Raw genomic sequence first — 12591 nt, 5'->3', positions numbered from 1 at the left:
CCCTCATCACGTCAGACGTGCCGATCGTTAGCGTCTCCGGCACCCTCCGCGGCGTCTCCGAACCATCTCGGCAGATGGCGAAGCAGGTCCGTCTGGTCATCGCCGATCCATGCAACGTGACCGTCCGGTCGCAGCAAGACCGCGGGCGCGTCCAGTTCCCTGCTGACGTCCGCGACGTGGTCGATCCGGTCCTGCCACCCTGTCACGGAGAGTTCGCCGGTCTGGTCCAGCAGGAGCCCGCGGCCCTCGCGGGTGAGCTCGTAGAGGCGCCCCCGCGTCAGACGGATATCGCGCAGTCGTCTGCCGAGGAGCTCAGGTCCTTCGCCGAAGTCGTAGCGGACCCCGATCGCGGAGATCTTCTCCGCCAGGAAACGGCGGACGTCCTCGAAGTCCATCAGCTCCGTCAGCAGCCGGCGCACGGCCCGCGGGCCGGGCTCGGGGGAGAGCAGTTCGCTCTGGGCGCGGGTGATGGTGAGCACGTCTTCGGCGACCGGGTGGCGCTCGACGTAATAGCTGTCCAGCAGTCCGTCCGGCGCCCACCCATTGACCTCCGCGGCGAGCTTCCAGCCGAGGTTGAAGGCGTCCTGGATGCCGAGGTTCAGACCCTGCCCGCCCAGCGGCGGGTGGACGTGCGCCGCGTCGCCGGCGAGGAAGACCCGGCCCGCCCGGTATTGTTCGGCAAGGCGGGTGGCGTCGCTGAAACGGGATAGCGAGCGTGGTGAGTGGACGCCGAAGTCGGTGCCCGCGTAGGCCCGCAGCTGCGTCCGGAACTCCGCCAGGGTCGGCGGGACGGAGCGATCCCCGGCCACGGCCGCCGCGGGCACAACCGCGCGGTACACACCGTTTCCGGCAGGGCCGATGCCGAACCCCTTGTGGGTCTTGCGCACCTTGTCGGCCACCTTGGCGAGCTCGTCCGGCGGCATGGTCAGCTCCACCTCGCCGAGGATCCACTCGGTGCTGGCGGCCTCGCCGGGGAAGCCGATGCCGAGCAGCCCGCGCACCAGGCTGCGTCCGCCGTCGCAGCCGACCAGCCAGCGGGAACGCAGCCGTGTGCCGTCGGCGAGCCCGACGCTCACCTCGTCCTCGTCCTGCTCGACTCCCTTAACCTCGCAGCCGCGGCGGATCTGTGCGCCGAGCTCGGCGGCGCGTTCGGCCAGCAGGCGGTCGGTGACCGGCTGGGGGATGCCGAGGACGTAGCCATGTGCGGTGTCAAAATTCGCCGGGCCCGGTTTATCGATCCCGGCGAAGCGGCCAACGCCGCCAGGATACTGCCGCCCGTGTGCGAGGAACCGGTCCAGCAGCCCGCGCTGGTCCATGATCTCGATGCTGCGCGGGTGCAGGCCGAGCGAGCGGACCGCGTTGTTTGGCTCCGCGTCCCGTTCCAGCACGAGCACGTCCACGTCGTGCAACCGCAACTCGCTGGCCAGCATCATCCCGGTCGGGCCGCCGCCGCTAATGATCACGTCGAACATGTGGAACTCCAATCCAAATACTTACCTTCCGGCCTGCGCCCCCCCGGAGCGTGGAACCGCGCGGCCCAGAGGAGTCGCCATGTCCGCAGGTAATTTGGCCGCGGCTCACCATTCTGGTCGCTGCCAGGGGCCTTGCGGCAAGCCCCCTGGTGAGCTGTAACCTGAAAATGGCAAGGAGATTAGTTCTCGTTGCCATTCGCGTGTGCGGCCGCGGCCTTGCTAGGACGCTGCTCAACGCCCGCATGAGTCGTCCGCATGAGGGCCACCACGCCTTCCGTGCAGATGAACCCTGAAAATGCAGGGCTTCAGCCGAGCAGGCCCGGGACCAGCAGCAGGGCGGTCGGCAACGCCAGCAGCAGCGCACAGGCGGCCAGGACCGCGACGCGCAGCGCCTCGGGAAGCGGCGGCCGGGGCGAGAGCAGTCGGCTGACGCGGGACGCCGTCGTGCCGGCCGAGCCGGTGCCCCCGGTGGCGCCGGGCTGGCCCGGATCGGCATCGGGTAGGCCGGATTCGCCGAACGCCAGGCGCCCCGCCGGAGCGGCCTGGGAGCCGCTGGCCACAATCGCGATCGCCCGGATGAGGGTAGCTTTGCTCTCCGTTTTGAGCGCGACGTCGTCGGCGAGCATCTCGATCAGGGAGTTGACCGACTCCTGTGCCAGCCGCGTGGTGGGCAGCCACGGCAGGGCCTGGCGCCACGCGGCAAAGGCCCAGAGCAGGAGGTGATGGCGCTGGCTCAGGTGGGCGTTTTCGTGAATGAGGACCGCGCGGAGCTCATCGGGTTCCAGTGCGGCCATGAGTCCGTCGGAGAGAACCGTCACGGAACGCGCCCCGCCGGGCAGGCAGTAGGCCACGGGTGAGTCAACGTTGAGGACGACGGTTCCGGGGCCGTCCGCGGACGGCGAGGCGAGAAGGTCGAGCAGTTCCCTGTGGCGCCGGCGCTGCCGCTGGATCTTGTAGTACGTCAGCAGCAGGGTGAACACGAGGTGGGCCGTCAGCAGGGCAGCGGCGGAGAGCGCGAAGATGTGCCAGAAGCCCAGATCGGTGGTGGGCGCATTGTTGAAGACCATCCCCGCCAGGGCCCGCAGGCCGGAGAGCAAATTGTCCCCGACCGGCTCGAGCCCGTAGACCAGCATGGCGCCGATCATGGACAGGCCGCCGGCGAGGGCTATCGCCTGCCACAGGAGCATCGCCGTGAAGGGGGAGCGCGCCGGCCACTGGGCGCGCGAAAGCAGGATAGGCACCGGCCACGCCAGTGCTATCGCCAGGACCGCCAGGAAATATGAGGTCCAGAACATCGGGCGCTAGCTGCGGCCCAACAGCTTGCGCAGGGTTTCTGCCTCGTTGTCCGTGACGGAACCAATGAACCGGGCCAGTACGGCCTCGCGGTCAGGAGCCGAGCCGAGGACTTCATGCATGAGTTCCGCGGTGTGGTCCGCACGGCTGGAAACGGCCTGGTAGCGGTGCGGACGGGTGCCGCGTTCGCGTTCCACCAGTCCCTTCCGCTCGAGGCGGGAGAGCACAGTCAGCACGGTGGTGACCGCGAGGTCCTTGCCCTCGTGTCCGGCCGAGCCGTCTTGCGGGCGGGTGCTCTGTGCGAGAAGATCCCGCAGCGTATTGGCGGTCGCAGCTTCTTGGCCTGCCCAGAGCAGATCCATCACTGCCCGTTCCAGTTCACCGAGACTTGCCATTGCATACATCCTTCTATGACTGCCGCTCCGGAGCTGGGTACTTGCTGGTGCCTGCCGGGGCGGTTTATGTGAACACTTCGCTTCTAAATTTACCGTGTTTTGCGCATTCTTTCTACATGAAGTAGAACACGGCATTCCGGCGTGTCGGACGGGGTCCGGCGGCGCCGGCTTAGGGGCTCTCCGGCCCATTGCGGGGTGTGACGCGGCGTGGGAGTCTGGGTTACGGAGTGGCGTCAATGTGTTCTACACTCTGTAGAAGTCATACTTCTACGTGACGTAGAAGTTGCTCGAGCCTAGCCAAAAGTAGGGACTGCCTTGGACGCCTTGGAAATCGCACGGTGGCAATTCGGAATCACCACGGTCTACCACTTCATGATGGTGCCGCTCACCATCGGCCTCGGGCTGGTGGTGGCGGTGATCCAGACGCTCTGGTACCGCACCGGAAAGCCGGAGTATCTCCGGATGACCAAGTTCTGGGGCAAGCTCTTCCTGATCAACTTCATCATGGGCGTCGCCACCGGTATTGTGCAGGAGTTTCAGTTCGGCATGGCCTGGAGCGAGTACAGCCGCTTTGTCGGTGACGTGTTCGGCGCCCCGCTGGCCATGGAAGCGCTCTTGGCCTTCTTCGTCGAATCGACCTTCCTGGGACTGTGGATCTTCGGCTGGAAGCAACTCAAGCCCGGCCTCCACCTGGCCTGCCTCTGGATCGCCGTGATCGGCTCCGTCTTCTCGGCCTATTTCATCATCGTGGCCAATAGCTGGATGCAGCACCCCGTCGGCATCCAAATGATCCACGGCCGGCCGGTCATGACCGATGCCTGGGCCGTCTTCACCAACAACACCGCCCTTGTTGCGGTGCCGCACACGCTGTTCGGTGCACTGGCTGTCGCCGGAGCCTTCCTGCTGGGCATCGCCTGGTATCACCTGTGGCGCCGCCGCCACGACGGTATCGACACGGTCGGGGCCGACGGCAGGGTCATTCCGGGCGAGGCAGCAGCCATCCCCGGCCGGGACCGCAACGACCACACTGTCTGGATCCGCTCGCTCCGGATCGGCGCCGTGGTCGCCATGATTTCCTTCGCGGGCACCGCGGTCACCGGGGACCTGCAGGGCAAGCTCATGTTCGAGCAGCAGCCCATGAAGATGGCCGCCGCCGAGGCCGCTTGCCACGACGGCACCGGTTTCTCGGTCCTCAGCGTCGGGAACCTCGGCTCCAAGAACTGCAACGACATCGTGGCCGTGATCGAGGTCCCCGGCATCCTGTCCTTCCTGGCCAAGGGAGACTTCAGCACTGAGGTCAAGGGTGTCAACAGCCTGCTGGACGAATACAAAGCCAAATACGGCACCACCCTGCCGGATAACCCCATCTACGGTGACCGCGCCGGGCAGCCGATCCAGTACGTGCCCGTCATGGAAGTCACGTATTGGGGCTTCCGGATGATGATCGGCTTCGGCGGCATCGCCGCCCTGGCAGCCCTCGTGGCGCTGTGGGCCACCCGCAAGGGGACCGTGCCGGCCTCCCGCGGGCTCATGCGCCTGGCGGTCTTCGGCATCCTCGCGCCGTTCGGCGCCAACGCCGCCGGCTGGATCTTCACCGAGATGGGCCGCCAGCCGTTCGTCGTAGCCCCGAACCCGGACCCCAGCGGAATCGACCAGGTCTTCATGTTTACCGCAGCGGCCGTCTCGCCGGGCGTCTCGGCCGGCGAGATCATGACCTCCCTTGTGGTGCTGACGGCCATCTATGCGGTGCTGCTGGTGGTGGAGGTCAAGCTCCTGGTCAAGTACATCCGCGGCGGCGTGGCCTCCTCCATGCCGGAACTCATGCACGCCCCCGCGGACAAATCTGACGACGGGACGCCCCCGGGCGGAGCCCCGGGCAAGCCCGAAGGCGACGACGTCCTGGCGTTCGCCTACTAACGCCGGCCACCCCACCTACCAGCAACCACACGAAAAGCGCAGAGGATTCTCAGCATGGAACTGCTACCCACCATCTGGTTCATTGCCATCGCGGTGCTGTGGACGGGCTATCTCTTTCTTGAGGGCTTCGACCTCGGCGTCGGCATGCTGATGAAGGTATTCGCCCGGGACAACACGGAGCGCCGCGTCCTGATCAACACGATCGGGCCGGTCTGGGACGGCAACGAAGTCTGGCTCCTGACCGCCGGGGGCGCCACGTTCGCGGCCTTCCCGCTGTGGTACGCCTCGCTGTTCTCGGCGCTGTACCTGCCGCTCCTGCTGGTCCTCGTGGCGCTGATCTTCCGCGCGGTCGCCTTCGAATACCGCGGCAAGGTGGATAACCCGAAGTGGCGGGCCCGCTGGGACTGGGCCATCGCGGCGGGTTCGTTCGTCGCGGCGTTCGGCGTCGGCGCCGCACTGGCCCTGACCACCACGGGACTGCCGCTGAATGCCAACGGTGACCGCCAGGGCGGACCGTTCGCCTGGTTCAGCGGCTATGCCGTGCTCGGCGGGCTCGCCGTCGTCGGGTTCTCCCTCCTCCACGGTCTGGGTTTCCTGGCACTGAAGACCGACGGCGAGGTCCGCCACCGGGCACGGGCTTGGTTCGTCCGGCTCCTGCCTGTCCTGCTCCTGCCGATCGCCGGCTGGGCGGTGAGCCTGCAGCTGCTCAGCGGCAAGGCCTGGACCATGGCCGCCGTCGTCGCCGCGGTCGTGGCAGCAGTCCTGGCCTGGAACTTCGCACGCAAGGGTGCAGAGGGCCGCGCCTTCATCTCACTCGGGGCCTTCCTCCTGCTGGGCAGTGCGTCGATCTTCGGCGCGGCTTTCCCGGTGGTGCTGCCGTCCACCCTGAATCCCGCGTTCAACCTGACGGTCTCCAACGCATCCTCCTCGGACTACACCCTGGGCCTGATGAGCATTGTGGCGTGCATCGGGCTGCCCCTGGTCCTGGCGTACCAGGCCTGGACGTATTGGGTGTTCCGGCGCCGGGTGAGCGCAGCCCACATTCCACAGGCCCACAGCTTCCTTCCGGCGATCGCCGCCAAAGCGCTGGTACAGAAGGACTAGCTGCCCTGATGAGACCGTTCCCCGCCGGCCCGGCGACCCGTTCCGCGCTGTACCTCCTGGGCCTGCTGTCCGCCCTGAAGGCACTCTCCCTCGTGCTGATCGCCCAATCTGTCGCATCGATGCTCGCCGGGCTTGCCGCCCATGACCCCGCCTGGGCCAATCAGCTGGTCCTTGGCGCCGCGGGGGTGGTGCTGCGCTCGCTGACCGTCTGGGCCCAATCAGTCGCCTCGCGCCGGGCGGCACTCGGGGTGAAGGAGGAGCTGCGGTCGCAGTTGCTGGGGCACGCGCTCCGGAATGCCACGAGGGCCTCCGGGCCCACCGACGGCGGCCTCGCCGTCTTGGCCACCCGGGGCCTGGATGCCCTGGACAACTACTACACGCAGTTCCTGCCGGCGCTGGTGAACTGTGCGGTCGTGCCCTTGCTGCTGGGCGCACGCATCCTGTTCGCCGACTGGATCAGCGCGGTGGTGATTGTGCTCACCGTGCCGCTGGTGCCTTTGTTCATGGTGCTGATCGGGCGGTTCACCGAGGAGCGCGTCAGGGAGGCCCAGTCCGCCCTGGCCCGGCTTTCCGGCCACATGCTCGAACTCGCCAAGGGGCTGCCGGTCCTGGTGGGCCTGGGGCGGGCCGCTGCCCAGCGCAAGGCCTTGGAGGACATGTCCGAGGAATACCGTTCCCGGACCATGGGAACGTTGCGCACGGCTTTCCTCTCGGCCCTCGCCCTGGAGCTCATCTCGACGATCTCCGTGGCGGTGGTTGCCGTGTTTATCGGCGTCCGCCTGGTTCATGGCGACATGGCCCTGGAGGCGGGCCTGCTCGCGCTCATCCTGGCTCCCGACTGTTACCTGCCGCTCCGCGAGCTGGGCACCGCACACCACGCCAGCGACGAAGGCCGGGCCGCGCTCGCCGAAACCACGGCCGTCCTGGCGGATCCGGGAGCCGCGCCGCTGATCCCGGAATCCGGGGCGCGTGCTGCCGGGTCGGCCGCAGGCCGGCCCGCTGCCCGGTCCACTACTCCGCCCGCGGTCACCGTCGACGCTTTGACAGTCCACTTTGGCGGACGGGCGGACACCGCCGTCGGGCCGCTGAGCTTCACCGCCGCCGCAGGCCGGATCACGGCCCTTGACGGTCCCAGCGGCGCCGGCAAGAGTACGGTGCTCGGCGTCCTCGCGGGGACCGTCGGGACGGGTGCCGGAACGGTGGTGACCGGACGCATCGGAGGATTCACGACGCCGGAACTCGCTTGGGTGCCACAGCATCCCGTCATGGTGGCCTCCACAGTGCTGGCTGAGGTCCGCCTGTATCTCGGTGTTCCCGGCTCTGGACCGGACGCCGCCGCGGCCGGCAGCGACGCCGGTAACCCGGGCGACAAGTCCGCGGACGCGGAAAGCGACGCTGCGGCACGGCGGTGCCTTGCGGCCGTGGCCGCGGAGCACCTGGCAGCCAAGCACCCGGCCGAGCTGAGTCCGGGGGAGCTGCGTCGGGTGGCGCTGGCCCGCGGGCTGGCCCGGATCGAGGCCGGCGCCAGCCTGCTGCTCCTCGATGAACCGACCGCCCACTTGGGCCGGCTGAGCGCCACGGTGGTCAATCAGACCCTCGCCGGGCTCCGGGGGCAGGTCACCGTCCTCCTCGTCGCACACGACCGGCACACCCGGGAGCTTGCCGACACCCTGGTCGCGGTGGGGCCAACCGGCGCCGAGGACCAAGCCGCCGAACATCAGGACCCCGTCCTGCTGCGGCCGGGATCCGCCGGGGGAGGCGCCGACGTGAAGGCGGATGTGAGCGGAGCGGTGGTGCGGCCGTTGGGCGGCACCACGTCGGCAGCTCTGTCCCCAACGCCTGTTCCGTCACCAACGCCTGTTCTGTCCCCAACGCCTGTTCCGTCCGCCACATCCGCGCAGTCCGGCAGCCCGGACGGTTCAGTCGGCCGCACAGGTTCAGCTGCGGCCCAGCTGCGGCGTCTGCTGGCCCCGGTGGCGGGCCGGTTTGCGGGCGCCGGAGTGGTGGGCACCCTGGCGGCCCTGTTCGCCGTCGCCCTCGCCGGGCTCTCCGGCTGGCTGATCATCCGCGCCAGCGAACAGCCTCCCATCCTGTATCTGCTGACCGCGATGGTGGGCGTGCGATTCTTCGGGGTCGGCCGGGCGGGGCTGCGGTACGCGGAGCGGCTGTTGCTGCATGACGCCGTGTTCGTCGCCCTGACCCGGCTCCGGGGCCTGCTGTGGGAATCGCTGAGCCGCCGCGCATTGTCGCTGCGCCGGCTCCTGCAGGGCGGCAATGTCCTGGGCACGGTGGTGGACGACGTCGACACTGTCCGGGAACTGCTGCCCCGCGTGGTGTTGCCGCCGCTGACCGCTGTTGCTGTCGCAGCGGCCGCGGTCTTGGGGATCGGGCTGGTGCTTCCGGTGACGCTGCCCGCCGTCGGCGCGGCCGCTCTGCTCAGCATCGTCGTTGCCCCCGCCTTGGCGCTGGCGGCCGACCGCATGTCTGCCGGCACCGAACAGCGGCTCCGCTCCGGGGTGCTTCGTGGCGTCGCCGCCGCGTTGGACGCCCGGGCGGAACTGAACGCAAATGGCGTGAGCGCACCCGTACTTGGCGCGATCGGCCTGGCCGACCGTTCCGCAACCGCCGCCTCACAGCGTTCTGCGTGGGCGGAAGGGCTCGGGCAATCCCTGACGGTCCTGGCCTGCGCCGGCGCCGCGCTGGCCAGCGCCGTGCTGGCCGCCCCGCTGGCCCTTAGCGGCGCGGCCCAGCCGGCGACGGTCGCCGTCGTCGTCCTGGTGCAGCTCGCCCTCGTGGAGCCCTACGCGGCCATCACCACGGCGGTGCGGCAGTATCCGGCGCTGCGCGCGGTGCTGCGGCGCATCAATGACGCCGGCGTCCTGGAACCGGAAGCGGGGCGCGGAGCGCAGGGCGGCGAAGCCGCTGCCGGCGGCCTGGTGCACGTGGCTCCGCGGCCCGGCGGGGCGCCCGGAATCGAACTGGTGGACCTCGCTGCCGCCTGGCCCGGCGGTGACAACGTCTTTGCCGGAGTCACGGCCGAGGCGGCCCCGGGACGCTGGCTCGCGGTCACCGGCGCCTCCGGCTCGGGCAAATCCACCCTGCTGGCGGCCATCCTGGGCTTCCTGCCGGCCGCCGGCGGCCACTTGTACCTGAGCGGGCGCGCCGCCTGGTGCCCGCAGGAGGCGCACCTGTTCGACTCGACCATCCGCGGCAACCTCCTCTTGGCCCGGCCGGAACCGGCCCCCACCAGCACGGACAGTGCCGCGCTTGGGTCCGGGAACGCAGCGCCGGCGGGAACGGCTCCGACCGCCCGCGACGACGAGCAGATGCGCGCTGCCCTCGACGCCGTCGGACTCGGTCCGTTGCTGTCCCGGCTTGAGGAAGGACTGGACACCAGGATCGGCCCGGGCGGGGCGTTCCTCAGCGGCGGCGAGCGTACGCGCCTGGCCGTTGCGCGCACGCTCATGACCGGCGCCGACGTCATCCTGCTCGATGAACCCACGGCCCACCTCGATGCGGAATCGGGAAGGATCATGCTTGCCGAATTGCGCGACGGCCTGCGTGACCGGACCGTTGTCCTGGTCACCCACAACCCGAACGATATCGACGCCACGGAGACCAGACTCGATCTCGATGCCGCGGCTGCCGCGGTGGCCACGGGCGAGGGCCCGGCGGCGGCACCCGTGCTGGCGCGGAGGTAGCCCGCACATTAGCCTGATGCCATGAACCAACACGACGGCCCCAGACCGGGGCCCGCGCTCGATCCCCGGCTCTCCTGGCGGGCGGCGGAACACAGGGACCTGGACGCGTGGGCCGGCCTGATCGCCCGGACGGCCGCCGTCGAGCAGCCCGTCTGGTTTGAGCGCCGTGCCGACCTCGAGCAGATTCTGGAGTCGAAGAACAACCCGGTGGCGGCAAACACCATCCTCGGCTTCGACGCCGGGGGCGTTGCCCGGGCGTACGGCCGGATCACCAAGAACCGCGACGGTGACAAGGCAAACGGCTCGGGCTGCGTTGACCCTGAGTGGCAGGGGAGCGGGATCGGCACCGGGCTGCTGGGCTGGATGGAACAGCGGACCAGGGAACGCTTCGCAGAGGACGCAAGGGACGCGGGAACTGCGGGGGCTGCGGGGGCGGCCGGCCGGGCCGGGGACGCACGCGCCGCTGCCGCGCGCCCGAGGCTGCGGCTCTTCACGGAGCAGCAGCACCAGCATCAGGCGGCCCTATTTGCCGGGGCCGGTTACCGGATTGTCCGCTACTACAACGAGATGCACCGGCCGCTGAACCAGGCGGTGCCCGAGGCCGTCCTGGACCCGGGACTGGAGCTTGTGACGTTTGGGCCGGCGCTGCATGAGCCGGTGCGTTTGGCGCACAACGCGGCGTTTCTGGACCACTGGGGCAGCGAGCCCCGGGACGAGGAGGCGTGGGGTTTCGTGGTGAACGATCCGCAGGCGCGCCCGGACCTGAGCGGGGTCGTGCTGGACCGTTCCACCGGAACGGTGGCCGGTTACCAGCTGGCCACCCACGACGCCGACGGAGCCGTGAGCAGGGGGTTCCGCGAGGGGTACACGGAACTCCTCGGAGTCCGGCGGGAATTCCGGGGCCGGGGCATCGCACAAGCGCTCCTGGCCGATGCCATGCGCCGCTTTACAGCGGCGGGCATGGACGTGGCCTCACTGGACGTCGATTCGGAGAACCCCACCGGGGCCCTCGCGCTCTACGTCAAGATGGGCTACGCGGCGGTCAACCGCAGCATGGCGTGGGACAAGGATCTCCAGCCGGCCGGAGGATAGGAACCGGAACCTGTGCACCGCCGTCCACACTGCCGGCCGTCGACGACGCCGGCCGTCAACGACGCTGACCGTCGACGTGCTAGCCGTCGACGTCGTGGAGGTGATGGACGACGTCGTGCAGGAAGTACTGCGCGAACGTCAGGACGGTGAAGACCGAGCCGTTACTCCGGGTTCCCTTGCGGCTCCAGTCCTGCTCCGGGACTCGGGCGAACGACGCGGCAATCTGCTCACCCTCGGCAGTGAGCTCGGCGGCCACCTCGGCGGGGTCGGCGTTGGCGTAGTCCTGTTCGATGGCCGCTTTGTCCTGGTCCCAGTCGTCGAACCGGGCGTCGTCCTCGGTCAGCATCAGGGACAGGCGGTGGTCGAAGACTGTGAAGACGTCCCGGACGTGGCAGGCGTATTCGAGGACAGACCATGTGGCCTCATCGGGACGTTCAGTCGCGTCCGGCCGGCGCAGTGCGGCCCGCCAGCGCGGCAGCATGCTGGTGACGATGCCGGGCACCGTCGCGGGGGTCGCAACGGAGGCATCGAACCCGCACTCGGGGCATGGCCGTGACAGGACCCAGGTCCAGTCCTTGATATCCGGGGTGATTGGCATTCCAGCAGTGTAAAGGCAATCTTCCCGCCTGGCGCGCCAACGTCATGCGCGATCCGGGTGCGGACTTAGAGGGCGGGAAGCAACGCGGGGTCACTTCGCGCCCATGCCAACGGCTTTCATGGGCTCTATATGACCCCGCGTTGCTCTTGAGGCGGCGGGAATTCGGCCCCGGTTTCTCAGGGACGCGGGACCCCCAGGAGGAGTAAGATTCCTTCCGGGGGGCGGGCCTGGAAAGAGGATAGCCATGCTCAAGGATCAGCAAGTCGCCGCAGTGTTACCGGCGGCGGACATCGCCCGTGCGCGTGATTTCTACCGCGACAAGCTCGGGCTCGAACCCGAAAACCCTGACGCCACGGACAATCTCCAGTACAAATGCGGCGGCGGAACCCGGTTCCTCCTCTACGAGACGCCCAATGCCGGCACGGCCAAGAATACGCAGATCGGCTGGCTGGTCGACGACCTGCCGGCTGCGGTGGAGGAGCTCCGGGCCAAGGGCGTTGTCTTCGAGGAATACGATTTTCCCGGCCTGAAGACCGAGAACGGCATCGCGACCACGCCGGACGGGAATTCGGCTGCGTGGTTCCTGGACACCGAGGGCAACATCCTGAACCTCAACACCATGCCGTAGAGGCTGCCCGCCGGCCTCAGGCAAATCCGTGCCATGCTGCGGGCTGACGTCAACACAATGAAGAGCCCGGTGGGGCCGCGAAACTGCGGCCCCACCGGGCTCTGTGCGTTGCGGCGACGCGGTTCGGCTCCGCCCTTGGCCGGCTACGCCTCCGGACCGGTCAGGAGCCTACTTCTGCAGCCCGTGCCGGCAGTGGCACCTCACCTCGAAGTCGAAATCTCAGGTTCCACCGTGGGCCCGACTCCGTCACGGGTTCGCAGGTCAGTCCACCCCGGCGAATCGCCACAAATGGCCGCAAAGCCGGGCCAAATAGCGGCCATTCGTGGCGAATGGTTGAGCGGTGGGCGGGGCCGGTAACCCCTTCGCCGGAAGCGGGCCCGGCCGTCCGGTA

Annotated in this window: 9 protein-coding genes; 5 read left to right on the top strand and 4 right to left on the bottom strand. The window is 68.9% G+C overall.

Annotated elements, in window-relative coordinates:
- Window positions 1–11 precede the first annotated feature (11 nt).
- The 3 genes from rox to C8D78_RS15785 all read right to left on the bottom strand — a co-directional run bounded on the left by rox (window position 12) and on the right by C8D78_RS15785 (window position 3160).
- Window positions 12–1472 (bottom strand): rifampin monooxygenase, encoded by a 1461-nt coding sequence (gene rox / locus C8D78_RS15795; protein ID WP_120954822.1) that lies wholly within the window; start codon window positions 1470–1472, stop codon window positions 12–14.
- Window positions 1473–1777: 305 nt separating this feature from the next.
- Window positions 1778–2767, bottom strand: coding sequence for a M56 family metallopeptidase (locus C8D78_RS15790; protein ID WP_120954821.1), 990 nt, complete (start codon window positions 2765–2767; stop codon window positions 1778–1780).
- A 6-nt stretch (window positions 2768–2773) separates the two neighbouring features.
- A complete protein-coding gene (locus C8D78_RS15785; RefSeq protein ID WP_120954820.1) occupies window positions 2774–3160 on the bottom strand; it encodes a BlaI/MecI/CopY family transcriptional regulator in 387 nt (128 codons plus the stop codon).
- Window positions 3161–3475: 315 nt separating this feature from the next.
- Here C8D78_RS15785 and C8D78_RS15780 point away from each other — a divergent pair, with 315 nt between their 5' ends.
- From C8D78_RS15780 to C8D78_RS15765, 4 genes are read left to right on the top strand one after another with little or no spacing between them, the layout of a single operon-like run.
- Window positions 3476–5077 carry a cytochrome ubiquinol oxidase subunit I gene (locus C8D78_RS15780; protein WP_120954819.1) on the top strand — a complete coding sequence of 534 codons (1602 nt, stop codon included), beginning with the start codon at window positions 3476–3478 and terminating at the stop codon, window positions 5075–5077.
- A gap of 54 nt (window positions 5078–5131) precedes the next feature.
- Window positions 5132–6181 (top strand): cytochrome d ubiquinol oxidase subunit II, encoded by a 1050-nt coding sequence (gene cydB / locus C8D78_RS15775; RefSeq protein WP_120954818.1) that lies wholly within the window; start codon window positions 5132–5134, stop codon window positions 6179–6181.
- Window positions 6182–6189: 8 nt separating this feature from the next.
- Window positions 6190–9882 (top strand): thiol reductant ABC exporter subunit CydD, encoded by a 3693-nt coding sequence (gene cydD, locus C8D78_RS15770; RefSeq protein WP_120954817.1) that lies wholly within the window; start codon window positions 6190–6192, stop codon window positions 9880–9882.
- Window positions 9883–9903: 21 nt separating this feature from the next.
- Entirely contained in the window at window positions 9904–10974 is a 1071-nt protein-coding gene (locus C8D78_RS15765) for a GNAT family N-acetyltransferase (protein WP_120954816.1), read from the top strand.
- A 79-nt stretch (window positions 10975–11053) separates the two neighbouring features.
- On the opposite strand, the gene C8D78_RS15760 is transcribed toward C8D78_RS15765, so the two are convergent.
- Window positions 11054–11572, bottom strand: a complete 519-nt coding sequence (locus tag C8D78_RS15760) for a DinB family protein (RefSeq protein WP_120954815.1) — start codon at window positions 11570–11572, stop codon at window positions 11054–11056.
- A 244-nt stretch (window positions 11573–11816) separates the two neighbouring features.
- On the opposite strand from C8D78_RS15760, the gene C8D78_RS15755 reads away from it, so the two are divergent.
- The gene (locus tag C8D78_RS15755; protein WP_120954814.1) at window positions 11817–12200 is read left to right on the top strand and encodes a VOC family protein; all 384 of its coding nucleotides are present in this window, start codon (window positions 11817–11819) and stop codon (window positions 12198–12200) included.
- The last annotated feature ends 391 nt before the right edge of the window (window positions 12201–12591 follow it).

This window comes from Arthrobacter oryzae (genome assembly GCF_003634095.1).
GTDB classification, from domain to species: Bacteria; Actinomycetota; Actinomycetes; order Actinomycetales; family Micrococcaceae; genus Arthrobacter; species Arthrobacter oryzae.
Note: the sequence above shows the minus strand (reverse complement) of the source record. Positions and strands in the feature narration are given on the sequence as shown.